The sequence below is a fragment of the Brevundimonas sp. TWP2-3-4b1 genome (assembly GCF_049897665.1).
GTDB classification, from domain to species: domain Bacteria; phylum Pseudomonadota; class Alphaproteobacteria; order Caulobacterales; family Caulobacteraceae; genus Brevundimonas; species Brevundimonas subvibrioides_B.
The window spans coordinates 29,064-54,677 of the sequence record NZ_JAFCWQ010000012.1 but is presented as its reverse complement, the minus strand read 5'-3'; the positions used below and the strand labels follow the sequence as shown (position 1 = coordinate 54,677).

Genomic DNA, 25,614 nt, shown 5'->3' with positions numbered 1-25,614 from the left:
TTTACGCCGATGTCAGCCCTGCGGTTAACCGGAGGACTGACACCAGCGTAAGCGTGACGAGGCGAGACATCATGACCTGTCCTGACCGCTAGTCCCGCAGCAACTCGTTCACGCCGGTCTTCGCCCGAGTCTGGGCGTCGACGCGCTTGACGATGACGACGCAGTAGAGCGACGGGCCGCCGTTGGCGTCGGGGAGGGTTCCCGGGACGACGACGCTGTAGGCGGGGACCTCGCCGCGCGTGACCTCGCCGGTGGCCCGGTCGACGATCTTCGTCGAGGCGGAGAGATAGACCCCCATCGACAGGACGGCGCCCTCGCGGACGATGACCCCCTCGGCGACCTCGGCGCGGGCGCCGATGAAGCATCCGTCCTCGATGATGGTCGGGTTGGCCTGAAGCGGTTCGAGAACGCCGCCGATGCCGACGCCGCCCGACAGGTGGACGTTCCTGCCGATCTGGGCGCAGGAGCCGACCGTGGCCCAGCCGTCGACCATGGAACCTTCGCCCACGTAGGCGCCGATGTTCACGAAGGACGGCATCAGGATGACGTTGCGGTCGATGAAGGCGCCCTTGCGCACGATCGAGCCGGGGACGGCGCGGAAGCCGGCTTCCTTGAACTCGTTGGCCGTCCAGTCGGCGAACTTGTTGGGCACCTTGTCGTACCAGGGGCCGACGGCGGGTACGCCGCCGCTGGAGGAGGGCGCCGACAGGCCGCGCTCCCCGGCGCGCATGATCTCGTTGTCGTTGAGGCGGAAAGACAGCAGCACCGCCTTCTTGAGCCACTGATGGGTCGTCCAGACGCCGTCCGGAGCGCGGGAGGCGACGCGGGCCTGCCCAGAGTCCAGCAGGTCGATGGCGGTCTCGACGGCCTTGCGGGTCTCCCCGTGGGTCGAGGGCGACAGGTCGGCGCGCGCCTCCCAGGCGGATTCGATGACGGCTTCAAGCTGGGCGTGATCGGTCATGCGGCCTCCTTGAGTGCATAGGGAGTCAGGAAGTCGAGCAGATCAGGCGCGGTGGCGTCGATCCAGTCGCCGGTCGCCAGCCCCCGGGCCGCAAGGTGTTCGGATGAGGCGATCAGCACGGTGGTCATGCCCATGGCCTTGGCCGGCTCGAGGTTGCGCGGCGTGTCCTCGAAGAAGACGGCCTGCGTCGGATCGATGCCGAAACGCTCCAGGAAATGCCGATAGGTCGAGGGCGCAGGCTTGGGCGTCAGGTCCATGTCCTCGATGGCAAAGACGCCGTCGAACAGGGCGATGACGCCGATCCGGTCCAGGACGCGCGAGGCGTGGCAGCGGGCGCCGTTGGTCAGGACGAACTTGCGGCCGGGCAGCCGGGCGAGGACCTCAGCCAGACGCGGGTTCGGCTCCAGTGAGTCCAGCGGCACGTCGTGAACCTCACGGAGGAATGTCTCCGGATCCACGGCGTAGTTGGCCATCAGCCCGGCCAGGGTCGTGCCGTGTTCGTTCAGGAATTGACGCTGAAGCATCCTGGCTTCGTCGGCGGGCAGGCCGACGGCGTCCACCATGAAGGCGTTGATCCGGCCCTGGACGAGACCCATCACGCCCTGTTCAGGCGGATAGAGGGTGTCGTCGAGGTCGAAGACCCAGGCGTTGATGCTTGAGAGATCGAGTCTCACGCCTTCACCAGGGTGCCCGCACCGTATTCGGTGAACAGTTCGACCAGCATGGCGTGGGGGCGACGGCCGTCGAGGATGACCACAGCCTCGACGCCCGCGCGGACGGCGGCCATGGCGGTCTCCAGCTTGGGGATCATGCCGCCGGAGGCGGTGCCGTCATCGATCAGGGCCTGGGCCTCCGCGACCGTCATCTGGCGGATGATCGCTCCCGTCTTGTCGAGCACGCCCTTCACGTCGGTCAGCAGCAGCATGCGCTTGGCGTTCAGCGACCCGGCGATCGCGCCGGCCACGGTATCGGCGTTGACGTTGTAGGTCAGGCCGTCCTCGGAGACGCCGATCGGGGCGATGACGGGCACCCAGTCCTCGGTCTCCGAGGCGATCAGGCCCGCGATCAGCTTGGGATCGACCTTCGTCGGCTCTCCGACGAAGCCGAGATCGACCTCGTGCTCGATCAGGCTGTCGGGGTCGCGCTTGGTGCGGGTCGTCTTTTCGACGGTCAGCAGGCCGGCGTCTTTGCCGGACAGGCCGACGCCACGAACGTCGGCCTCGCGGCCCGCGACCGTGATCCAGTGGGCGATCTCCTTGTTCACGGCGCCGGACAGGACCATTTCGGCCATGGCCATTGTGTCCTTGTCGGTCACGCGCAGGCCGTCGATGAAGCTCGACCTGACGCCTGCCTTGTCCAGCATGGCGCTGATCTGCGGCCCGCCGCCGTGGACGACAACGGGGTTGACCCCCATCAGCTTCAGCAGCACGACGTCGGCGGCGAACTGCTTGGCCACGGCGACTTCGCCCATGGCATGGCCGCCGTATTTGATGACCACGGTCTCGCGGTCATAAACCTGGATGTAGGGCAGGGCTTCGGCCAGCGTCTTTGCCGTAGCCCAGCCCCGTTCCTCGGATTGCCGTTCGCTTTCGTCCATGCCCGGCCTGATAAAGGCGAGGCCCCCCGGTGTCACGCGAGATAAAGCGTCAGGACGCGTCCCCGGTCAGGCGCGACGCATCACCACGATGTCCTGGTGGTTGTTGGACGCATCCCGAACAATCTCGACGACCTCGAAATACGCGCTCCACTTTTCTCGAATGTATGCGTGGGTGTGGAACGAGGCGCGATAGTAGGTTTCGTCTGATATTTGGCCGGTCAGGGCCTCGTCGATATAGCGGTCGACAAAGCCCTTGCTGATCAGTTCGTCATACGCGGCTGGATCATCTGTTCTCCGCATCAAATCCTTGATGCTGTGCACAGTGACCATCAAGATCGCCTTCGACGTTGTTATTCGACGCAACTCCTCCAACCAGAGGAACTGTGTGTCCTCCATGAGATGGGTGAACACGGAGTTTCCGATCACTGTGTCGAACGCGCCGTCTTCGAAGGGCGAAGGCGGATAAAGCGCAAGCGTAAAAGTCTCTACTCCGGGCAAGTTGGCTGCACACCATGCGACGTTGTCCGCATCGATATCGCCCAGAGTGATCTTTGCGTCGGGGGCCAACGTTGCGAGATAGCGGGACACGCGCCCACATCCACCGCCCCAGTCGAGGATCGACTTGCGCGAATTCAGGCCCTGGCCGGTCACGGACTTCAGGATGCCGTCCATCTTCCTAGCAATCGTATAGCCGCCGTAGGCAAAGGTCGCTTCCGGCGATGGGCCGGTCGTCCGGTGACGACGAGCGTCATCCGGGAACGGAAATCGTTCCGCTGAAAGCGGAATGAAATAGTTCTTGTGAGCATCCGCGAAGCTCGCCTGTGTCGGGTCGTCGTAGCTCAACTCGACATAGTCCCGCCCCGCGACGTCGAGCGGTCCCGAGATCACGAAATGGCTCAACCCCGCATTTGGGAGATAGCCGTATATTTGCTCGATGTCGCTGCGGTGACCGTTATAGGACGCATGGGTTGGGGCGAGACCGTTGACCAGAATACGGCCGCGCCCAAGGTCGCCCTCGATAGGGATCGCCCAGCCGCTGGCGTGGTAATGGTGCGCGTCAATGGTGAAACTATCCAGGCACCAGGTTTCGCCGCCCATCTCGCTTCTGAGCAACGGGAAGAAATGAGGTTCTGACATTCGAAATCCCGTGAGAGCGGCTCTCGCCTAAGGTACGTGACTTTCGTACACGCAACGAAGCCGTCTGCGAAATGACTAAAAAAGAAAGCATTACAAGAGTCGGAGGCTCGAGGTATCAGCCTAGCCTGCGCTCCGGGGTATCGCCGGGCACCCCCTGCAGCTTAGGGATAATGGATGCTGATATTCCCAGTGATCATGTGCGGCGGCGCCGGCACCCGTCTGTGGCCCGCTTCACGTCCATCTCGCCCCAAGCAATTCATTCCCTTGGCCGGCAATCGCTCCTTGTTCCAGGAAACGGCGGCCCGGGTTGCGCCTCTCGCTGGCGACGACGGGAAACTGATCGTCGTCGGCGGCCTGCGTCACCGCGAGTGGATCGTCGACCAGCTCGGTGAACTCGAGATTGAGGCGCAGGTGTTGCTGGAGCCGGAGGCGCGTGATTCCGCGGCCGCCATGGCTGTTGCCGCCGCCTGGGCGGCGCGCCGCGATCCCGAGGCTATCATCGCCGTCGTCGCCTCCGATCACCACATTCCAGACCACGAGGCTTTTCGCCAAGCAGTGACTGAGGCCGCCCGGGGGGCCGCACAGGGGCGGATCGTGACGCTGGGGGTCACGCCGTCGGGAGCGTCCCGCGCGTATGGGTACATCAGGCCGTCCGGGCGCGGATTGTCCGCCATCGCATCGTTTGTCGAGAAGCCGGACCGGACCCAGGCGCAGACCTATATTGACGCCGGCTATCTTTGGAACAGCGGCAATTTCATCGTCGCCGCCGCCGTGCTGATCGACGAGCTGGCGACGCATGCGCCGGCCGTGCTCGAGGCCGCCCGGTCGGCCTTGCCGGACGAGGCGGCGTACAATGTGCAGACTCTGGGATCAGCCTTCGTCACCTCGCCGAAAATCTCCATCGATTATGCGGTGATGGAAAAGACCGCCCGCGCCTCGGTGCTGGAGGTCGACTTCGCCTGGTCCGATCTGGGGGCCTGGGACTCCATCGCCGCATCGGGCGAAGGCGATACCGGGCAGCATATCTTCGAGGATGCGGAAGGGTGCCTGGTCCGGGCTCCGGACGGTATTCTGGTGGCGGCCCTTGGGGTGCGGAACCTGGCCATCGTGGTTGAGGAGGACGCGGTCCTGGTCTGCGACCTGTCGCAGTCGCAAAGCGTCAAGCAGGTGGTCGAGCGGATCAAGGCGACCTCACCGCGCCACCTGGATTTCGAGACGGCGCCGCAGGAGGGGCTGGCCCAGGGCGCGATCCGTTTCGCCGACTGGATGCGGCTGAAAGCCCTGCCGGTCTGGTCGACGCTCGGTCAGGCCACGAACGGCGGCTTCGCCGAAGTCCTGTCGCTGGAGGGGCGGGCGCTAACGCTTCCGCGCCGGGCGCGGGTGCAGGCCCGCCAGATCTTCGTCTACGCCAATGCCGGGATGAACGGCTGGCAGGGACCGTGGCGCGGCATCGTCGAGCGCGGTCTTCAACGGCTCTACAGCGATTATCTGAGGCCCGACGGCCTGTGCCGGACGACGCTGACGCTCGAGGGGGCGCCGCTGGACGAGACGGCCTACCTTTATGATCAGGCCTTCGTCCTGTTCGCCCTGTCCGCGGCGAAGAGCGCGGGGATCGACGACCCGACGCTGGAAGACCGGGCGATCAAGTTGCGCGACGCCCTGCTGGCTGCCGGACCGGCGACCGGCGGGCTGATAGAGGCGGGAGAGCAGCCGTATCAGTCCAATGCCCACATGCACCTGCTCGAGGCGTGTCTGGGCTGGGAGTCGGCGGGCGGCGACGCCGGATGGACGGCGCTGGCCGACCGCATGGTCGACCTGGCCCTGACCAAATTCATCGACCCGCACGGCGGATTCCTGCGCGAGTTCTTCGGCGCGGACTGGGCGCCGGCGGCGGGCGAGGACGGCCGGCTGGTCGAGCCGGGCCACCAGTTCGAATGGGCGTGGCTGCTGGCTCGGGTCGGGCGGGCGCGGGACCGGGCCGATGTGACCCGGGCGGCGCAGCGTCTGTACGCCGCCGGTCGCACGGGCGTTTCCGAGCGTCCGATGATCGTCATCGATGCGTTGAACGACGACGGAACGGTGCGCAGCCATCGGGCCCGGCTGTGGCCGCAGACGGAATGGCTAAAGGCCTCGCTGATCCTGGCCGAGACGGCCACGGACGGCGAACGCCAGCGGCTGATGGACGACGCGGCGACGGCGATGAGAGCCCTGTGGCTGTATCTCACGCCGGACGGGCTGTGGCGCGACAAGCGACTGCCGCGCGGGGGATTCATCGACGAGCCGGCGCCGGCAAGCTCGCTCTATCATATCGCCGCTGCCTTTGGTCAGTTGGCCGAAACGGGCCGCGTCGAGGGGCTGCGCGGCATGTCCGATATTGGCCTTGGGTAGACGGCCGGGAAAGCGGTTCACCGGGAGTTGTTCCGTAAATCGCCTGCACCGCTTGTGACCGGCTAGCCATCCGCTAGGGTGGTGCTTCACGTAAGCAGAGTGCGAACATCATGACCGCTGCCCTGGCGCTGCAAGAGGTGGATACGTTTCCGGGCAATGCCCGCTCGTTCGCCACGGAGGGTCGCATCGATTTTGGCGATGTTGGTGGTTATTCACCGTGCGGCTGCTGCGGCGGCTTCCACGCGATCTTCGAGCAAGGCGGTGGACCGATGGGCCTGCTGAACGCCGACGATCGCGGGGGTTTCGGGACCAACGGCAAGGTGTCGCTGACGACCGTCGGCGCCGGAAACCAGATCACGCGCTCGAACCTGGCCTGGACCACGACGTTGGGCCAGCCAGGCACTGTCACCTTTGCCTTCCGCTCCACGGCCCCGACGACCATGCCGTCGGATACGGTCGGCTTCACCCGCTTCACCGACGCGCAGATCACCGCCACCCTGCTGGCCCTGGCGTCCTGGTCCGAGGTCGCCAATATCACCTTCACCCGGGTGGACGCGGGCGACGGCTTCTCCGACGGCGCCACCATGCTGTTCGGCAACTATGCGTCCGGTTCCGACGGCGCGGCGGCTTTCGCCTATCTGCCCGCCACGCGGACCGACAGCAGCAACAGCGGCGACGTCTGGATCAACAACAGCCTGTCCTACAACGCCGCGCCGGTGCTGCTGGGCTACGGGCAGCAGGTGCTGACGCACGAGATCGGCCACGCCATCGGCCTGTCCCACCCGGCGGCCTACAACGCCGCGCCCGGCCAGAGCCTGACCTACGCGGCCAACGCCGGCTATTTCGAGGACAGCCGCCAGTACACGGTCATGAGCTATTTCAGCGAGAGCAACACCGGGGCCAGTTTCGGTTCCGGGCGATACTCCTCGGCCCCGCTCATGGACGACATCGCCGCAGCGCAGCGCCTGTACGGCGCGAACATGACGACCCGTACTGCCGACACGACCTATGGCTTTAATTCCAATGCGGTTCAGGCCTGGTTCAGTGCGACCTCTTCCACCTCGGCCGTGATCTTCGCGGTGTGGGATGCCGGCGGGACCGACACCTTCGACTTCTCGGGCTACAACAACGCCCAGGTCATCGATCTGCGTCAGGGCAGCTTCTCCAATGTGGGCGCCCTGATCGGCAACGTCTCCATCGCGATCGGCGCGGTGATCGAGAATGCGATCGGCGGCTCGGGTGCGGACACTATGTTCGGCAACTCCGGCGACAATGTCCTGACCGGCGGCGCCGGTAATGACCGCATCGACGGCGGTCTGGGGACCGACACCGTCGTGTTCAGCGGCAATCGCTCGGCCTATACCATCACCTGGAACGGCCAGACGGCCACCGTCGTCGGGCCGGACGGCACCGATGTCATCTCAAACGTCGAATCCCTGCGCTTCGCCGACCAGACGATTGCGGCGGCCTTCACCGGCGGCCTGAACGTCAGCGGCGACATTCTCAACAACACCATGACCGGCACGGCGTCCGCCGACACCCTGAACGGATTGGGCGGCAATGACACCCTGTCCGGCCTCGCAGGCAATGACACGCTGGACGGCGGTTCAGGCGACGACAATATCCTGGGCGGCGATGGCGACGACATCCTGATCGGCGGTCTGGGCAACGACACGCTGAACGGCGGAAACGGCTTCGACACTGCGGATTATTCGGGCGCGTCCGGCGCAGTGACCGTAAATCTGTCTCTGGGAACGGCGACCGGAGCGGCAGGCGCGGACACTCTGACAGGCATCGAGGCGATACGGGGCAGCAGTTTCTCGGATGTGCTGACTGGCTCTGCGGGTGACGACCGGATCGAAGGGGGCGCCGGTGCCGACGTTCTGAACGGGGGCGCGGGCAACGATTTCCTCATTGCTGGAGCCGGTGCGCTGGCGGGCGGTGCGCCCGATGTCGTGAAGGTTCGCACCTTGGCCAATGCCAGCTTCGCGACTGCTGTCGCGCTGGACGGAGCGTTCGACCTTCTTGCGGCAGCCGATATCACCAATTCGACAACCATTCCGCACGCCACGGTAAACGCCATCGCCCATGGCGGTACTGAATACTATGCCTTCACCGTCGCAGCTGGCCAGACGATCCTGATCGACATAGACAACGGTTCGTTTGACTCCACGCTTCGCCTGTTCGGCGCGAACGGCGTCGAAGTCGCCACTAACGACGACGCGAATCCGGACGGCGGACCAGCCACAGATTCCCAGATTTCATTCACCGCCGCAACGGCCGGGGTCTACTACGTCGCTGTCGGACAGTGGGCCGCCAACTCTGGCAACACCTTTACCTCCAGTGCGCCGCCGGCCGGGGGTACCTATACCCTGCACGTCTCTGTTCCAGGTCATTCGGTCGTACCTCTGGTGAGTGTGGGGTCGGATTTGAATGGCGGCGCCGGCAGCGACATCATTCAGGGCGGCGCCAGTGTCGACACGCTTGTGATCGACCGTGCGACGTCATCGTACTTCTTCGAACGCTCCGGTAATGGATGGCGGGTCTATGACGGCGCGACAGACGTGGACACCGTATCGGGCGTGGAGTTGGTCAGAGCGGGTACGGCCGCATCGGTAGCCATCGCAACTGCGGCGGCATCAAGCTTCGACGCTTACCGCTATATGGCGGCCTATTCGGACCTTCGGGCGGCCTTCTCGAGCTCTGCCGGGGATGCCTACCGGCATTTCATCACCACCGGCCAGGCGGAAGGACGGTCGTCAACGGGGTTCGACAGCCTGCGTTACCTGGCCAGCAACCTGGACCTGGTGAACGTCTTCGGCGTCGATATCCGCGCGGGTGCGGAACACTATGTCCGTTATGGCGCGACCGAAGGGCGCTCTTCGACCAGCTTCAGCGGGTTGACCTATGCCGCCAGCTATGTGGACCTTGCGAAGGCGTTCGGGACAGACGCGGCGGCAGCGACGCGGCATTATCTTCAGTCGGGCGTCTTTGAAGGGCGCGCCGCAACCTTCAGCGGCCTGACCTATGCCGCCAGCTACGTCGATCTGGCCAAGGCCTTTGGGACCAATGCGGACGCCGCGACGCGACACTATCTGCAGTCGGGGGTTTATGAGGGGCGCAGCGCGACGCTGTTCGACGCGCGTCTCTATGCAGCGAGCCATACCGACCTGGCGGCGGCGTTCGGTGCCGACAGTCTCGCCGCGACGAACCACTATCTTCAGTTCGGCGTCTTGGAGGGCCGAGCGACGTCGGGCTTCGATTCGGTCGCTTACCTTCTGACCTATTCCGATCTTGCCGGGATGAATTCCGGCGGCGCGCTGACCCACTGGCTGAGATACGGTGCCGACGAAAATCGCGTCGGCGACGCCGCCTTCGGCCGGGAACAGCCGAACCACGCGCTCTCCGCCTCCGTCGCCGCCAGCGCCTCTATCGAGCAGGCGGGCGATAGGGACTGGTTCCAGCTGGACATCGCGGGCTCTCAGCGGGTGTCGATCAACCTTGCAGCCACAGGTGCCGGGGCCCTGGCCTCCGGTTCGATCTCGATCTACAATACCTTGGGGCAGCTTCTGACCACAGCCAGTTTGCAAGCCGGCCAGGCATCGGTTTCGATCTCCACCACGTCGCCCGGCAGCGTGTACGTCGTCGTCAACGGCATGGCCGGCGCGTCAGGGCGATACGGCGTTTCCGTCACGTCGGTGGCTTCGGCTCCCGCTAGCGAACCGGAGGCCGCCGCTCATATGTCGTTGCAGGATGCAGCGATCGCCGATGCATTCCTGCTCCAGCATTTCGATGTGGCCCAGAATCACGACACTGATGCCGGCTTCGGTTTCGACGCTGGACATCTGGGCTGGCCAGTCTCCGACGTCAGCCATGTCCCCGCCCTGATCGGCCTGGACGGCCTGGACGACTTCGGTGCCCTGGCGTGGCATGGACTGCAGGATCATGAGACCGGCACCAGTCACGCCTGGATGTTCTAGGGTCTGATCGGCTGAGATCGCATCGCTTCGCGACTTCGCTGATGCCGTGAAGTAGGCTCCCGACTGCGCGTCAGGAGGCCTTGGCCCTACGGGTCCAGGCATCGCCGATCAGGTCGAGCGACGACCGGACCGGTCGCTCCATCTGGCGCTGTCGCAGAGCGTTCAGATCCTGCGAAAGCGCCTTTCGCTCGCCCTCGATCGCCTGCCGCTCCTGAAGCGCGATCGCGATTATGGCTTCCTTTTCCGACAGAAGCCGCGAGGCCTCGGCGGCCTGTTCGAGCAGGTGCGCCTCGCGGACGACGGCCTGATCCAGGGCGTCCGCCAGCGTCTGACGTTGGTCCGATTCCTCGCGCAGAGTCGCTTCGAGGCTGGCGATTTTCCGGCTTTCGGCCGCCTGCTGCTCGTCGGCTTGCGCAGCCAGCCGCATGGCCTCGTGTTTCACCTGATCGATCAGGATCTGGCGCTCCGAGGCGATTTTCTGATGCTCGTCGCGGTTGGCGGTCATGCCTTCCAAGGCCTGGGTCAGACGTCCCAGCTGCGCCTCGCTCGCGGACAACGCCTCAGCCGAGGCCGCGTCCCTGGCGACGATCACGACCTCTAGCCGATCTCGGACGGCCTCGCTGCGAGCCAGCCTCTCCGACAGGTCGTTGGACTGAAGGGCAAGCGTTTCGAGGGCCACGTGGCGGGCGGCGGCCAGTCGGGCGTGATCGTCCCTGTTTGCCGTCATGCCGACGAGTTCGTTCAATGTCTGCGTCAGGCGCTCGTCCAAGGCCAGCCTGGCGACCGCGAGCTTGTCCAACTCGGCCTGCGCATGGATCAGTTGCGCCTCGGCGTTGTTCAGCGCCTCAAGTCTCGTATGCGCTAAGCCAGCATGGTCATTCCGGTTGGCGGTCATGCCGATCAGTTCATGACCCAGCCTGACATGGTCCGGGCCAAGGACGTCCAGTTCGCGACGTGCGGCGAGGAAGCCGCCCGCGTCCCGTTCCAGGCCCACAAGGACAGGGCCGAAGATGGCGGTCGCCGCATCCAGCTCCTCACGGACCTCGTCCAGATCCGCCAGTGCGTCTGGCTCACCGGGAGACGACCGGAGGCGAAGAAGTGCAGTCCAGGACTTTTCGACCCAGTCCGGCGCTCCGACCAGAGCATCGTGCGTCTGTCGCCGAAGCCCGGCGTCCAGAAAGGCGTCGATCTCGGCGTCGGCCAGGTCGGAGCGCCGGGGCGGCGTTGCCCCGACGTCGGCCAGCGCGGCTAAAAGATGCGTACGCCAGTCTGACAGGACATCGCGCCATAGAACAAACGCGCGCGGCAGCTCCCGGCTGGCCCGTTCGGCATCCAGGACGTTGCGCAGCCAGATCATCATCCCGTGAGCGAGGGTAAACCCGTCGCGATGGTGCAGGGAGGCCGCCACTTCGTTCGGCGAGCGCAGCGGTGTCAGCACGCGTGCCTGATAGCCGGCACCCTTCAGACCCGCCTGCCAGATCGGGAAAATCCGGCACATCCGCGGATCCTTGATCACGATCTGCGGCGCACCGTTGAACTCCGCGCGGATCGCTGGGGCCAGCTTCTTGGTCAGGGCGAGGCCTTCGGGCGACTGGCTCCAGTCGGGATTGAACGCGCGCCAGTCCGACCAGGACGACCCGCCCGACGCCAGAATGCGATCGCTCAGATCAACCAGGGGCCCGCTCTCCCAGTATCCCTTGGGGTTGTCCGGGTGGTCCGGCATCAGCGTCTGGGGCACCACCGCCCCCAGTTTGGCGATCGCGCCGGCCACGGACGACGTGCCGCTGCGATGCATGCCGAGGACGACGATCGCTTCTTTCAAGATGCAACGCTCCGAAAACCTTGCGCGCCCCGCGCAGGTCTCTGAAAATGGTCCAAGGCCCGCTCTTCAGGAACGGGCCATGATGGATTAGCCCCCTTATTCGTTCCGTTCCCTTATGCTTTCAACCCGGAAACGTCTTCTCCCCGGCCGCAACGACAGGCACGGCGTTCGCCGACCAGGGATTGCGGGTCGCACTGGCGTCCAGGCTGGCGAGAACCTGACTGAGGCTCAGGTCGCGAATCGCCTCGAAAGGACGGTTGCGGTCCCCAAACCATTGCGGATTGACGCTGGGGTCCGACAGGATTGCCTGACCCCAGCGCGTGAACAGGTCGAACAGCTCTGCGTCGTCCCACGCGACCTTGGCGAGGGTGTCGTTGAGGCCTCGGGTCCGGGATTCATGGTGGGTGGCCTCGACCTCGCCCGCATAGACGACCCACCCCCCGTCCTGGCGAAGCCGCAGGCACAGGTCGATGTCGCTGTAGCCGACGGCCAGAGCCTGATCGAAACCGCCCGCAGCCGTATAGGCGTCGCGCCGGACCGCCAGAAAGGCGCCGGTGACAGCCGCCGCCAGTCGATTGCGGGCCCAGCGGCCCAGGGGACCATGGTCCCACGACGTCGCCCCGACGCCCTCGTGTCCCGGCCGTCCGTCCCCGGCACCCAGCGCCATCCCCCCGTGTTGCAGCGCGCCGTCGGGATAGACCAGCCGCACCCCCGCCGCCGCGACCCCGGCGGTTTCCAGCACTGCCCGCAGGTGATCATCCCAGCCTTGGGTCCGCATCTCGATGTCGTCGTTGGCGAATACCAGATAGTCGCCGGCGACGCGCGCGGCGCCGATGTCGTTGAGCCGTGACCAGTTGAACGGCTCGTCGACCGCCAGAACCTCGATCTCGCCCGCCTCGACCAGCCGCGCCAGCGCATCCGCCGTCTCAGGGGCCTGGCTGCGGTTGTCGAGCACCAGGATCCGCAGCAGATCCGGTCGTGCGGCTTTCGCTCTCAGGCTTGCGACACAGGCCGCAAGTAGGCCGGGCTGGTCGCGAGTAGGGATGACGACGCCCAGGATGGCCCCGGATGCTATGGTCTCGGCAACCGGGTCCGCTGCGAAACCGGTCGCCTCTGCGGGCAGGCTGAACAGGATGCGCGACAGGTGCGCGACCGGCGCGACACGGGACAGAGACAGCAGTGTTTCCCGGGGCCGTTGGTCGATTGAGACACGGCCCGGCGCGGTCATCACCGCGATCGGCGGCGAAGGCGTGGCGAGCAGGTCGATGGGGTCGAGCGCCGGATGCAGGGCCGGATCGCGGTGCATAACCCCCTCGCGCCAGTGCAGGTCATGGTGGTCGTGATCACAATAGACGGCCGTCGCCCCGGTCCGGGTCAGGGCGAACGTCATCCAGCCCAGGGCCTCCCGGTCCATGCGGACCCCGGCGGGCAGGCTGATGACGGCGTGGTCGGGCCGCCCACGCGCCTGATCGACCAGGGTCTCAGGCGACGGCGCAATGAAGTGGATGCGGGGGTCGCGGTTCTGGTGCCCGGCGACGGGATGGGCGGCGATCTCCGGTTCGGCCCGGACCAGGGCGGTCCAGGCCTGGACCCTCTGGTCGATCAGATCGTTCAGCGTCGTGCGGACCTGGGCGGGCGTGGCGGCGCGGGCATCCAGGATCACCAGAACGGGCGGAGCGGCCTCGACGCCGGCCGCGACCCCAGCAATGGGTGGCGGCTGGATCGGATGGGCCCCGCGAAACGACCCATAGGCCTCGATCGGAAAGGTCGAGACCGACACCCAGTCGCGTACGGCGTCCAGGCTGGCCTCGAGGGTCACGGCGATGCGATCCAGTGACGTCGCCGCCATCGGCCTGCCGAAGCTGCCCTCGGGGAGGTCGCGCCGGACACCGGCGGCGATCAACGCCTCGCGCGCGTCGGTCAGGTTCGGGTCGTGGGCCAGGGCCTGCGCGAAGGCGGCGTTCGCCTCCCCCGGCCGCCCCAGGCGCCTCAACAGATGCCCCAGCTGCAGATGGGCGTCAGCGTCGGTCGGCCTCAGCGCCACGGCTGCGGCGTATGCGGCCTCGGCCTCGGCCATCAGACCGGCCTCCTTGAGCGCATGACCCCTCTGCACCTGGATCGGCCCGTCGGCGGGGTCGAGGGCCAGCACATCGGCGTACAGCCGCGCCGCTTCAGCCCAGTCCCGTCGGTCGCGCGCCGCATTCGCGCCCGCCAGGAGCTGGGCTCTTGAAGGCGGCACTGCGGGCGGCGGCGGTCCCAGCCGCCTGAACCAGCGGCGCAGGCGGCCCCACGGGGTCACGCGCCGGCCTGTGCGGACTGGAGCCGCGAGTCGGGGGTCAAGGGCGCGGCCGCCGGGCCTGCAACCACCGCCGCTGGGACTCCGAAAGCTGATGCTGGATCAGCGGGTTCTGCAACTCCAGCATGACGTCACTCCCAGGCTGTATTTCGGCGCTGGCCATATACAGCGCGGCGGCATCGGCCAAATTGCCCCGCAGCTTTTTCAGGTGGCCGTGGTTCAGCAGCAGGTCGGCGTTGGCCGGGCGCAGGCGCCTCGCCTCGCCATAGGCGTCGTCCGCGTCGGTCAGCCGGTGATCTTCCTTCAACGCATGCCCCAGCTGCACCCAGATGGCGAAATCCTCGGGCTGGTCCTTCAGATAGGCGCGATAGTGGCGGGCCGCCGCTGACCAGGCGCGGCCGTTCCGACGCTCGTCCCCGGCGATCAGCTCGGCATGGGCGGGGTCGAGCGGCGCGTTGGCATCTGCCTGGCCCGCGGCGCCCGGCGCGACACGGCCCGCGCCCGAACCCTTGAAGAAAGTTAGAAGCTTATCCAGCATCCCGATGAGTTCCCTGTACGCGCGGCTGTGCCGCTGACTCCCCCCACCCATAATGTGTTCGCGCGGCGCGGCAAACCGGGGGAACGCAGGTCAACTCGCCCGGTGTGGGGCGAAATCGCGACCAAGCGGAGCCGTTTTCTGATTTACCGGTGACGCTTGGCTCCGTCGGTCGGATATCGTCAGTTTCCGTGGCTTGTCGCCTCTCAGGCGAACGTAACGGCCCGTGAAGTATGACATTTTTCCCACGCCGCTGCTCTCCGGGGAAAGATGATTGCGCTTGACGGTCTGGAGCGAGGCGGGCTAGGAGTAACGTGCCGTGGGCGCAGCACGATCCCTTAGAGGATTTGAACTGTGGCCGAAAGGCGTTCACTCGTTGGCTCGTCCACACAACTTGTTTCCTTTGGGGAAGACTCTGAAAATGACTAAGAACATCCTTTTGGCCACTGCTGCCCTGGGCGTCATCGCCCTCGCCGGCACCGCCCAAGCCTCCACCATCACGTCCGCCAAGGTGTCCAACATCGCGTTGGGCGTGACTGCCGGTGTCGTTGGCGGCACGACGACGACGGTCTACACTGTGGCCAATGAGTCGGTCTTCAGCACGTTGGGCAACCGGACCACCACGGTCACCCCCGCCAACAACACCATCTCAGTGTTGTCGGGCGCTGCGTTTGCTCCGGGCACGACTTCGACTAGTTACGCCGCGACTTATACGCTGACCGGTGCCACATTCTCGAGCGCCGTCCAGCCTTCGCAGATCGGTTTCGCCCAGAATGGCGCCGCCAACACCGGCAGCTGCACTCCGACGGCTAACGTCGTTGCCGGCGGCGGTGCAGGGCAGACCAGCGTCACCGTGGTGTTCACGATCGCAGCCGCGACCTGCGGTTCGACCGGGGTCAACATGGTCGACACCGTGACCTTCGACATGCCGTTCACAATGGACCAGACTGCTTCGACTGTGTCGGTTAGTGCCGGTTTCACCGTAACGTCAACGGCTGCCGTTTATGGCGGTGCCAACGCCGCCGGGTCGCTCGTTCAGAAGGCCGTCAACTGGTCGGCTGCGGTTAGCCCGCTGCCTACGTCCGCGGCGACTGGGCTGCCGACTAGCCTTTCGTTGTCCAGCGCGCCGGTCTATTCCGCTCTGGTCGTAAGCGCTGGCAACAACGACACCATCATTGGCTCCGTCAGGGCTGCGTTGGCCGCGGCCCCGACCAACGCGGCACTTGTTACTCTTACTCCGACGATCTTTGGCAACCTCGCGGCTGCTTCTCGCGGGACGCTGACCTACGACCTCGTTATCGCTACCAACGGTGGCCAGTTCACCTCGGTGATCCCCCGCTTGGCAACCGACGATACGCTTGGTACGTTGGTTACCAACCCGGCTCCGAACGGAACCAATACCAGCTTCACCTACACCGGTTTGTCTGTTCCTTACACGATCGCGGTTCAAGCGACAGGAACCACGGCCACGGCTGCTCAAGCCACGACGGGGTCGGCAACCTTCTTCTCGTCAACTGCCGTCGTCGCCGCTCCTGCTGCCTCGGTCATCAATCTTGAGACCGTCACTCTGCAGGGCACCAACTTCATTGCGCCTTGGGTTGGTAACGTCGGTGCCGCGAGCACCTCGGTGATCCGCGTCGGTAACAGCGGAGCTCAAACGGGCCCGGTGACCCTTACGATCCTTTCGCCCGTCACAGCGTCTAGCGGCGTCGTTACCAATGCAAGCGTGACCCGTGCAGTCTGCACCTCGGCCACCCTGCCGAAGCTGGCCAACATCGGTGCCAACAGCGAGCTGCAGCTGACCTCGGCAGACTTCGCCACCTGCTTTGGCACCACCTTCACCCGCGCGGACATCCGCGTGTCGGTGCAGGCCGTCGCAGTGAACCTGTCGGCCAAGATGCGCATCACGAGCTCCGCGAGCACCACCGAGCAGTCGCTCGGCGCGATCTCGGCCGACGTGGCGACCACCAACTAAGAAGAGCTCACGCTCGACTGGGAAAGGGAGGGCTTCGGCCCTCCCTTTTTTCTTGCCTGCCGCCCATCGCCCCATGCCTGTCGTGAAGGCCCCCATGTCCGCAGCCCCCGTCGCCATCCTCGGCATGCACCGCTCCGGCACCTCCTGCCTCGCCGGCTGCCTGGAGGATCTCGGCCTGACCCTCGGCGCGGTGAACACCGCCGCCCCCCATAACCGCAAGGGCAACCGCGAGAACGCCCGCCTCTGGCCCGTCCACGACGCGGTGCTCGCCCGTGTCGGCGCCGCCTGGGATCATCCTCCCGCCGAACCCGTGGTCTGGAATGCGGATGAGGTCGACGCCCTCCGGGCCGTCCTCGCCGACTACGACGGCCTTCCCCGACCGTGGGGGTTCAAGGACCCCCGGACCACCGTGATTCTCGACGGCTGGTTCGAAGTCCTGCCCGACCTTCGCCTCGTCGCCTCCATCCGCCACCCCCTGGCCGTCGCCGCCTCGCTCGCCGCCCGCAACGACACGCCGCTGGATCAGGCCCTGTCGATCTGGATCGGCTACAACGAGGCGCTGCTGCGCTGGATCGACCAGGGCGCCGTCACCGCCGTCATCGACTACGACGCTCCCGACTATGAGACCCGGGTGCGCCGGGCGGCCTCGACCCTGGGCCTGGACGCCGAAGCCCCGATGCCCTTCCGGACAGACGAACTGACCCACCAACGCGCCGCCGATCCCGCCCCGGCCTCGGTCGCCGCCCTGTGGGACCGGCTTCGAGACGCCGCCGCATGACCGCCGGGCCCGTGCTTTCCGTCATCATCGTCAGCTTCGACATGGCGCGCGAGCTGCCGCGCACCCTCCGGTCCCTGTCGCCCGACATTCAGCAGGGACTGGCGCGTGGCGAGGTGGAGATTCTCGTCGTCGACAACGGCTCGACGCCGCCGGTCTCCGCCGAGACCCTGCCCCCCCTCCCGGACCTGCGCATCATCCGGATCAAGGACGGCGGGGTCTCGCCATGCCGCGGCATAAATCGGGCGGCGGCCGAGGCCCGGGGCCGGCTGATCGCGATCATGGTCGATGGGGCCCGCATGGCGTCCCCCGGGCTGTTGTCCGCGGCGGTCCAGGCCTGCGGTATCGATCCCCTCGCCTTCGTCGCCACCCTGGGCTTCCACCTCGGTCCCAAGGTGCAGCAAATCTCGGTGACAGAGGGTTACGACCGCGCTGTCGAGGACGGGCTTCTGGCCTCCATCGGCTGGCCGGACGACGGCTACCGGCTGTTCGAAATCTCCTCCCTGGGAGAAAGCTACGCGCGCGGGGCCTGGGCCTCTCCGCCCGAAACCACCTTCTTCGCCATGGCGAGGGATCGGTTTCTGGCCATCGGCGGGTTCGACGAACGATTCGCCAGCCCCGGAGGCGGCCTGGCCAACTTCGACGTCATGGAGCGCGCGCTCGCCGATCCGGCCGCACCCCTGATCCTCCTGGTGGGCGAGGCGACGTTTCATCAGCTCCACTACGGCGCCACGACCCAGGCCAGCGGCATCCGGCGCGCCGTCGCCGCCGACGGCGAGACCCTGGGCCAGGTCTATGCGGCCGAATACGCCCGTGTGCGCGGTCACGCCTATGCGCCCGCCAGCCGCCATCCCTTCCTGTTCGGCCGCCTGACCCATCCCGCCGTCGGGCGGCTGTTCTTTCCCGACGTCTCGGCTATAGGCTGAGGCAAACGACGGTCCACCCGGCCGTCAATAGGAGCATCCCCATGGCATCGAACATCGAAACCATCGTCAGCGACCGCGTCAACGTCGACGGCAAGACCTTTACCGACGTCAACTTCGACGGCGCCACCCTGGTCTATGGCGGCGGAACCCCGCCGGCGTTCAACAACTGCCGCTTCAACACCGCCAGCTTCACCTTTGAAGGGGCCGCAGGGAACACCCTGGCCTTCCTCAAGGCCATGGCCCCCGCCCATACCAACATGCGCGGCGTCGTCCTGGGCCTGATCCCAGAACTGAACGACTGAGCCGGGTCGGCACCCCTCGCGCGTGACGGACCCCGCCCATGCGGCTATGGTGGACCCTCACCTCCGGAGCGACCCCCTGACCGCCGCCCTCATCGTTCCTGATTTCGCAACGCCGCGTATCGCGAATCCACGTCTGGGTGAAATCCTGCTGCAACGCGGGCTGATCCGGCCGGCCGACCTGGCCAACGGTCTGGCCCTGCAGGCGCAGAATGGCGGACTACTGGGGCTGAACCTGGTGCGATTGGGCGCGATCTCCGAGGCCCAGCTGCTGGAGGTCCTGTCCGAGCAACTGGGTCTGGGCGTGCTGGCGCCCGACGATGCCCCCAACCCGAGCCAGATCGCCGAGTTCCTGGCTGAGATCGGTGCCCCGCTCAGCTGGTGGTCCGATCGCGAGGCCGTCGCCTGGCGCGCCGACGCGACCGAAGACGAGGACGCCGTACGGCCGATCTATTGCGCGGCGGTCCAGCCTCTGGACCCCATGCTGGCCGAACGCCTGGGGCAGGGGCTATCCAGTCCCGTCATCTTCCTGTTGGCCCAGCGCGCCCTCGTCGAGGCCCTGACCCAGGACGTGGGCGCGGACGCCTCCTCCGGCTTCGACGTTACATCCCCGTCTGGCGCATCAGACGCAGCCCGCCTGCGCGAACTGGCCCAGGAAGCGCCGACGATCGATTTCGTGAACAGCGTCTTCGCCGAGGCCCTGACGCGCCGGGCGTCCGACGTGCACGTCGAACCCTATGAGGATCGCTTCCTGGTCCGCATGCGGATCGACGGCGTTCTGACGACCGCCCGCGCGGCTCCGCGATCCCAGTTCGACGCGGTGTGTTCGCGGATCAAGCTGCTTAGCGGCATGGACATCGGCGAGCGCCGACTTCCGCAGGACGGACGCCAGTCGATTCGGGTCTCGGGCCAGGATATGGATCTGCGTGTTTCCAGCCTGCCATGTTCGTGGGGCGAGTCGCTGGTGCTTCGTCTGTTGGGCAAGACCAGCCGCCTGCCGGAACTGCGCGAGCTGGGGGTCGGCCCGGCGCAGGAGGCCCAGTTCCTCAGCCTGTCGGAGCATCCGAACGGCGTCTTCCTGATCACCGGCCCGACCGGGTCGGGCAAGACCACGACCATCTATCGCCTTCTGACCCATCTGAACGACGGCGAACGCAAGATCATCACGGTCGAGGATCCGGTCGAGCTGGACCTGCCCGGTGTGATCCAGGTCCGTGTCCGGTCGGAAATCGGTCTGACCTTCGCCGCGGGCCTGCGGTCTATCCTTCGCCAGGATCCCGACGTCATCATGATCGGGGAAATCCGCGACCCCGAAACCGCACGGATCGCCGTTCAGGCGGCCCTGACCGGCCACATGGTGATCTCGACGGTCCACACTAACTCCGCCCTCGCCGCGATCCCGCGTCTCCTCGATCTGGGTGTCGAAGACTATCTGCTCGCCGATGTCCTGCGAGGCGTGGCCGGCCAGCGGCTGGTCCGGCGGCTCTGCGTCACGTGCGCCCGTCCTTCGAGCCCGTCGGAGGCCGCGGTCCATGAGGCCGCCATGCCCGCGCATCTGAAGGCGGTCATCGGCGACGAACCGCAGAACTGGCACGAACCGGCCGGCTGCCCCCAATGCGGCAGGAGCGGCTTCCGCGGCCGGGTTGGTCTGTACGAAATTGCGCCCGCTTCCGTCGGCATCACCGCAGCACTGCGGGAAAGCGCCGATGAAGACCGATTGACCCAGCTTGCGCGCGGTGCCGGCTTCCTCAGCTTCGCCGATGACGGATTCCTGAAGGCCAGACGCGGGGAAACCGCCCTGTCCGAGGTTTATCGCATCGCCGGGGCGCTGGAAGAGACGTGACCGACGTCCGCGCCTTCCAATACGAAGCCGTGGCCCGTGACGGCTCGGTCGCCCGAGGCATTCTGACCGCCGTCGACGAAGGGGCCCTCGCGCGTCGTCTCGGCTCGGATGGTCTGACGGTGGTCAAGATCAGTCCTGCCGTCGAGAAACGCGCGGCCGGTCAGGATCGTCCGCTGCGACCCGCCGAACGCGTTCTGGTGCTGCAACAGATGGCGCTGATGCTGGAGGCGGGCGTCTCCCTGCTGGAGACGCTGGACACGGTCGCTCAGGGGATGCAGTCGCGGAAAGGTCGCGAGCAGTTTCAGGCCGCGATCGGTGCCCTCCGCCGTGGTGATTCACTCGGTCAGGCGCTGGAAGATAACATCCCGGGCTTTCCGTTCTACGTTTACGCCATGTCGCGGGTGGGCGAAGCGTCGGGCCGGGTGGCCGAGGTGCTTAAGGAAGCCGCCGACCAGATGGCCTATGACGACCGGCTGCGTCGGGATTTCGGCAATGCCTTGACCTACCCGGCCTTCCTGGGATTCGCAGGGGTATCGGCCGTCGGCTTCATCTTCACCCAGGTGGTTCCGCGGTTTGCGACCATGATCGGCGAAGACCGCACCAATGTTCCGGCGATGTCGCGGTGGGTCCTTTCGGCCGGAGAGTTCGCGAACACGCATCTGCTCGCGCTCGGCGTGATCCTGGGGGCCTTGGTCGGGCTTGGCGTTCTCATCGTGTCAAATCCAACTATCCGGTCGCGGGCCTATGAAATCGCGCACGGCCTGCCGGTCGTCGGCCCGGTGCTTCAGGCCCGTGAGATCGCCTCATGGGCCCGGTTGACGGCGTTCGCCCTGACCAACGGCGTTCCGATCCTGTCCGCCGCCGAACTGGCCAAGGCGGCGGTGCCGATCGGTCCCTTCCGAAAGGGTCTGGATCTGCTGGAGAGCGATCTGAGAGCGGGTCTGACGCTGGATGCGTCGCTGGCGTCGCATACTTCGCTTGAAGCAATGGATATCAGCATGCTGAGAGCCGGTCAGAAGTCCGGAGCCGTCGGGGCGATGTTCGGCTTCATGGCCGACAACTACGAAGGGCGTCTTAGGGACCGCATGAAGCGGATGACCGCCTTGCTGGAGCCAACGGCCATCGCCCTGATTTCGCTGATCGTCGGCTTCGTGGCGCTGTCGCTCGTACTCGCGCTGTCGAGCGTCTACGAGGGCGTCGTTTGAGCCTCGCCAGCCGGCCCGGGTTCAGCCTCATCGAGGCGTTGATCGCCCTCGCCATCGCGGCCATGACGCTGACGGCGATCTTCGAGCTTCAGATCCAGATGACACGCGGTCAGCGCCGCGCGGAGCAGGTTCTGGAAATCGTCCAGATCCAGGAAAATGCCATCGCCCTGACCCGCGACATTAACCCCATGCTGGAGCCCTCGGGGCTGGTCGCCTTGCCTGACGGCCTCCGTTACCGCTGGACTTCGGTGCCCAAAGGCACGCCGATCCCCAACGTCGGCTTTCCCTCGGGAAATGGCAGCTATCTGGTCCAGCTATTTACAGTGACCGTTACGACCGAGCGGCCATCGGGACGCCCTGTCCCTCCGCTGACCTTTGACAGAATGGGCTGGCGCTCCGCCGGCGACTCTGCAGTCTGATCGGCGTCAGGGTACGGGCGCAGCCGTCGCAGGCACGTCCTGCGCCGGTGCCATCTCGGGCTGCGGCGCGGCGGACGGCGTGGCGCTGCCCGGGCTGAGACGCGGCCCGAACAGCGGTTGGGTTTCCGAGGCGCGTCCCGGTGTCGGCAGGTTGAAGCCCACGCCCCGGAACCGGCTGCCCAACGCGATCGGCGTCAGCGTATACGACCATCCCCTGCCAGTCTGGAACGCCGCGTTCATATCCCTCGAATATCGCTCGGCGAAATCCGCCATGTCCTCGTCGTTTCGGACGATGTGCGGCGTGATCATGACCAGAAGTTCTGTCCTGTCGCCGGTAACGGAGCTGCTTTGGAAAGCTTGTCCGATGATCGGTAAATCCTTCAGGAAGGGCACGCCGACGTTGTTCGTCGTATAGTTATTGCTGATCAGCCCGCCCAGCACGCCTGTCCAGCCGTCGCTGAGGGCGATCTGGGTCGTCAGGCTGCGATTCAATATGGTCGGACTGGCGATCGCGGCGTTCGGCGGATCGCCTGCGGAGGAAATCTCCTGGCTGATCGTCAGATCGACACGGTCGCCATAAATCACCGGCTTGATGTCGAGGATGACACCTGTCTGGCGGTACTGGACGCTTTGCAGGATGTCGGTGCTTCCCGTGCCAGACTGAACATCCGTCGCGCGTTGCGACGTAATGATCGGCACGTCGCTACCGACCTGGAACCGGGCCGTCCCACCACTCCGTGCCACGATCTGCGGGCGCTGAAGGATGTTGATACGGTTGTTGGAAGCCTCGGCGTTCAGCCGGGCACGGAACTCCGGACCGATGAACGTGGCCAGAAGACCGCCGGAGCTCACATTGATGCCCTCCGTCCCGCCTGTCAGCAGCCCATCCCCACGGGCCTCCGTGCCGAACAGGCTGATACCGAGCGACGTGCTGTCGGTGATCGTGACCTCTGCGATGATAACTTCGATCACGACCTGAGGTGACGGCTGGTCGAGCGTGTCCAGCAAGGTTCTTAGCTGGGCGTAGTCTGCGGCCTTGCCGGTGAACAGGATGCGGTTGCCCGTCGGATCCGTCAAAAGTCGGCCACCGAGGAAGGTGCCCGTCGCGCCCTGGGCAGTGGGTCGCGACGCCATCGACGCGTCGTTAACCGGTGCCGTTCCAGGAACACCGACCGGGGCCTGGGCCGTGGTGGAGGTTGGGGCTTGGCCGATCGCCAGCTGACCCAGGGATTGGGCGTCCGTATTACGGACCTGATAGACGAAGGTCGTCGCCTGATCGCCGAGCGAGGCCGGCCGATCGAGCGTATCAACCCAGAACCGGACGCGCGACAGCAGCGCCGGGTCCTGTGCAAAGACCAGAATCTGATTTGAGCTGGCGAAGGTCAGCATGGTGATCGATCGACCAGCCAGTGACTGGGTCGACACGATGTAGCCTTCGGTGGTCAGCGTCTGTTCCAGAGCGGCGGACAGATCCGTGGCCGACAGGAAGGACGGCTCGATCCGCAGAACCTCCGCGCCCGCGAACCGGGGCTGATCGATCTGGCGGAGAACCCGGATGACCGCGGCGACTTCGCGTGACGGACCCGATACGATCAGGCTGTTGGTCAGTGGATCGACGGTGATCCGGGCACCGGTCAGGCTGGGGAACAGGTCCTGCAGAAGGGTCTGCAGCGAGTTCACGTCGATCGTCTGGACCGGGAAGAACTGGACCACACGGCCGGCTGAACCACTGACCGTCCGCCCGCGCGTCAGTTCTGCGTCGATGCCGGAGGCCTCGGGTCGGCCGACGGTCACGAAGCCGTTGTCGATATAGACCTCAAGACCATACTGACTAAGCGCCTGCTGCGTCAGGCGAAACAGATCGCGCTTGCTCACGGTCCCACCCGTTCCACCGGCGATGATCTCCGTGCGGACGGCGGCGTCGGGTGACATCGTATAGGGCAGGCCGAGCACGCCGCCGAAGACGGTGGAGACGAACTGGGGGATCGTCTGTGGGGCCAAGGAGGCGTCGACCAACTCGTCCGGAATGAGGGCGGTGATCTGGTCGGTGGTGGCCGACTGCCGCACAGGCGCGACCGGCGCGACTGCACCCGGAATCAACAGGCTCTGCGGATCCCGGCGGGGGCCGCCCGGCCGCTGAGATGACGACGGGTCGTCTTCCGGAAGCCTGTTCTGAACCTCTGGCCGCACGGCAGTCGTCGTCGTCAGGGTCGGAAACGCGGCGCACCCCGCTAACACCAAGGGGGCCAGTGCGATCACTGGCGCGAGCCGATAGGCGGCCGCGGTACGGGTTATCAGACGGTGACGTGAGGACATCTTGTTCTCTCTGACTCAACCGAACAGACGCACGGTGCGCGTATCCCGGCCTTTTCTCAGCATAACGGCATCCGCCGAGATTTGACTTATCCGCCAACCGTCGCCGAACCGATCGCCGACCTTCATGGTCGTGGTTTGGGGCGTAGACGCGGCGGGATCACGGACCAGGACGATAAACCTGCCGCTGGCCGGGTCGGCCACGATCGCGCTGAGCGCCAGGCGGAAGGTAATCGCGACGTCCGGCGGTGGAGGCGGGGGCGGAGGAGGAGGCGGCGGTGGCGGTGGGGGAGGCGGCGGCGGATCGGAACGTAATGTCCGCAGGAACGACACCGCGCCGGTCGTGCTCTCACCCGGCCTTAGCAGTAGCCCGGTCTCTCCCCGGCCAGAGCCACGCGACACGCCGATGGCGGCCTCGGGCCGGCCGGGAAAGGCCTGACCAAGCACGAATGCCAGACCGAGGATGGCCACCATGAGCAGAGGCAGCCCCCTCATTGCGGTGCCGCTTCTTCTGGAACCACGACGGGAAATGACAGGGCCAGGCTGACCCTTGCAGTGGGCCCGGCCTGGATGATGTAGCCTGCGACAGGGGCCGCATCAGGGGCGGCGGTCTGATAGCCCTCAAAGGAAAACTCGAGCACACGGAAGCCTTCTGGCCAGGCAGAGATCATGTCCAGCAGGGCGAAGGTGGGACTCCACTTCAGATCGGCCTCAAGGTCGAACCGAAGCCACTGGGTGGGGCCATCGGCTTCCAAGGCATCTCCGGCGGCAACGGTGACATTGGTCAGGCCCGCCTCGGCCGCCGCGGCGGCTATGCGTTCCTCGATACGGACGCGGACCACGGCGAGATTGGTCCCCCTGAACCCCCACGCGTCCAGATCGCGCCGTGCTGCCTCGTCCAGAGCGGCCAGCTGGATGCGACGCGCGGTCGCTGCGTCCAGCCGGGCGGTATCGACTGCGGTCTGGGCTTCCACGAACCGTTCTTCTTCATTGGCCCGCACATTGAGCGCGGTGACGGGGGCCAGCACTAGGGCCGACAGCGCCAGACCTCCGAGCAACACGCGCTCGCGCACCGTCGTTCGCGCCAGTCGGGCGTTCGCCGCGAGCGACCACGACGCGATGTCCAAAGAGAGTCTGCGCAAG

Annotated in this window: 19 protein-coding genes; 9 read left to right on the top strand and 10 right to left on the bottom strand. The window is 66.1% G+C overall.

Annotated features, from left to right (window positions below):
- Positions 1–88 precede the first annotated feature (88 nt).
- The 4 genes from dapD to ACP7A5_RS10680 form a co-directional block, all read right to left on the bottom strand.
- Entirely contained in the window at positions 89–961 is an 873-nt protein-coding gene (gene dapD / locus ACP7A5_RS10695) for a 2,3,4,5-tetrahydropyridine-2,6-dicarboxylate N-succinyltransferase (RefSeq protein ID WP_426041916.1), read from the bottom strand.
- Positions 958–1,635: a pyrimidine 5'-nucleotidase gene (locus ACP7A5_RS10690; protein WP_426041915.1), complete on the bottom strand. Its 678-nt coding sequence runs from the start codon at positions 1,633–1,635 to the stop codon at positions 958–960. Before ACP7A5_RS10690 ends, dapD begins: the two co-directional genes overlap by 4 nt.
- Positions 1,632–2,558 carry an acetylglutamate kinase gene (gene argB, locus ACP7A5_RS10685; protein ID WP_426041914.1) on the bottom strand — a complete coding sequence of 309 codons (927 nt, stop codon included), beginning with the start codon at positions 2,556–2,558 and terminating at the stop codon, positions 1,632–1,634. The genes ACP7A5_RS10690 and argB overlap by 4 nt, the downstream gene beginning before the upstream one ends.
- A 66-nt stretch (positions 2,559–2,624) precedes the next feature.
- On the bottom strand, positions 2,625–3,695 hold the full coding sequence (locus ACP7A5_RS10680) for a class I SAM-dependent methyltransferase (protein ID WP_426041913.1): 1,071 nt from the start codon (positions 3,693–3,695) through the stop codon (positions 2,625–2,627).
- Between the two features lie 174 nt (positions 3,696–3,869).
- On the opposite strand from ACP7A5_RS10680, the gene ACP7A5_RS10675 reads away from it, so the two are divergent.
- The gene (locus ACP7A5_RS10675) at positions 3,870–6,083 is read left to right on the top strand and encodes an AGE family epimerase/isomerase (protein ID WP_426041912.1); all 2,214 of its coding nucleotides are present in this window, start codon (positions 3,870–3,872) and stop codon (positions 6,081–6,083) included.
- A 110-nt stretch (positions 6,084–6,193) separates the two neighbouring features.
- Positions 6,194–10,063, top strand: coding sequence for a M10 family metallopeptidase C-terminal domain-containing protein (locus ACP7A5_RS10670; RefSeq protein ID WP_426041911.1), 3,870 nt, complete (start codon positions 6,194–6,196; stop codon positions 10,061–10,063).
- 70 nt (positions 10,064–10,133) lie between these two features.
- On the opposite strand, the gene ACP7A5_RS10665 is transcribed toward ACP7A5_RS10670, so the two are convergent.
- The 3 genes from ACP7A5_RS10665 to ACP7A5_RS10655 all read right to left on the bottom strand — a co-directional run bounded on the left by ACP7A5_RS10665 (position 10,134) and on the right by ACP7A5_RS10655 (position 14,719).
- The gene (locus ACP7A5_RS10665; protein WP_426041910.1) at positions 10,134–11,885 is read right to left on the bottom strand and encodes a hypothetical protein; all 1,752 of its coding nucleotides are present in this window, start codon (positions 11,883–11,885) and stop codon (positions 10,134–10,136) included.
- A gap of 121 nt (positions 11,886–12,006) precedes the next feature.
- Positions 12,007–14,184 carry a tetratricopeptide repeat protein gene (locus ACP7A5_RS10660; RefSeq protein ID WP_426041909.1) on the bottom strand — a complete coding sequence of 726 codons (2,178 nt, stop codon included), beginning with the start codon at positions 14,182–14,184 and terminating at the stop codon, positions 12,007–12,009.
- Positions 14,185–14,221: 37 nt separating this feature from the next.
- Positions 14,222–14,719, bottom strand: coding sequence for a hypothetical protein (locus tag ACP7A5_RS10655; protein ID WP_426041908.1), 498 nt, complete (start codon positions 14,717–14,719; stop codon positions 14,222–14,224).
- Positions 14,720–15,137: 418 nt separating this feature from the next.
- Here ACP7A5_RS10655 and ACP7A5_RS10650 point away from each other — a divergent pair, with 418 nt between their 5' ends.
- The 7 genes from ACP7A5_RS10650 to ACP7A5_RS10620 all read left to right on the top strand — a co-directional run bounded on the left by ACP7A5_RS10650 (position 15,138) and on the right by ACP7A5_RS10620 (position 22,158).
- Positions 15,138–16,691: a hypothetical protein gene (locus ACP7A5_RS10650; RefSeq protein ID WP_426041907.1), complete on the top strand. Its 1,554-nt coding sequence runs from the start codon at positions 15,138–15,140 to the stop codon at positions 16,689–16,691.
- 94 nt (positions 16,692–16,785) lie between these two features.
- A complete protein-coding gene (locus ACP7A5_RS10645; protein WP_426041906.1) occupies positions 16,786–17,469 on the top strand; it encodes a hypothetical protein in 684 nt (227 codons plus the stop codon).
- Positions 17,466–18,392, top strand: coding sequence for a glycosyltransferase family 2 protein (locus ACP7A5_RS10640; protein WP_426041905.1), 927 nt, complete (start codon positions 17,466–17,468; stop codon positions 18,390–18,392). The genes ACP7A5_RS10645 and ACP7A5_RS10640 overlap by 4 nt, the downstream gene beginning before the upstream one ends.
- A 41-nt stretch (positions 18,393–18,433) precedes the next feature.
- On the top strand, positions 18,434–18,694 hold the full coding sequence (locus ACP7A5_RS10635; protein ID WP_426041904.1) for a hypothetical protein: 261 nt from the start codon (positions 18,434–18,436) through the stop codon (positions 18,692–18,694).
- A gap of 49 nt (positions 18,695–18,743) precedes the next feature.
- Positions 18,744–20,534, top strand: a complete 1,791-nt coding sequence (locus ACP7A5_RS10630) for a GspE/PulE family protein (RefSeq protein WP_426041903.1) — start codon at positions 18,744–18,746, stop codon at positions 20,532–20,534.
- Complete coding sequence (locus tag ACP7A5_RS10625; RefSeq protein WP_426041902.1) at positions 20,531–21,739, top strand: type II secretion system F family protein; 1,209 nt, start codon at positions 20,531–20,533, stop codon at positions 21,737–21,739. Before ACP7A5_RS10630 ends, ACP7A5_RS10625 begins: the two co-directional genes overlap by 4 nt.
- The gene (locus ACP7A5_RS10620; RefSeq protein WP_426041901.1) at positions 21,736–22,158 is read left to right on the top strand and encodes a prepilin-type N-terminal cleavage/methylation domain-containing protein; all 423 of its coding nucleotides are present in this window, start codon (positions 21,736–21,738) and stop codon (positions 22,156–22,158) included. Before ACP7A5_RS10625 ends, ACP7A5_RS10620 begins: the two co-directional genes overlap by 4 nt.
- A gap of 6 nt (positions 22,159–22,164) precedes the next feature.
- On the opposite strand, the gene ACP7A5_RS10615 is transcribed toward ACP7A5_RS10620, so the two are convergent.
- The 3 genes from ACP7A5_RS10615 to ACP7A5_RS10605 form a co-directional block, all read right to left on the bottom strand.
- Positions 22,165–24,258, bottom strand: a complete 2,094-nt coding sequence (locus ACP7A5_RS10615) for a secretin N-terminal domain-containing protein (RefSeq protein ID WP_426041900.1) — start codon at positions 24,256–24,258, stop codon at positions 22,165–22,167.
- A gap of 231 nt (positions 24,259–24,489) precedes the next feature.
- A complete protein-coding gene (locus ACP7A5_RS10610) occupies positions 24,490–24,966 on the bottom strand; it encodes a SctD/MshK family protein (protein ID WP_426041899.1) in 477 nt (158 codons plus the stop codon).
- Complete coding sequence (locus ACP7A5_RS10605) at positions 24,963–25,613, bottom strand: hypothetical protein (RefSeq protein WP_426041898.1); 651 nt, start codon at positions 25,611–25,613, stop codon at positions 24,963–24,965. Before ACP7A5_RS10605 ends, ACP7A5_RS10610 begins: the two co-directional genes overlap by 4 nt.
- Position 25,614: the final 1 nt, after the last annotated feature.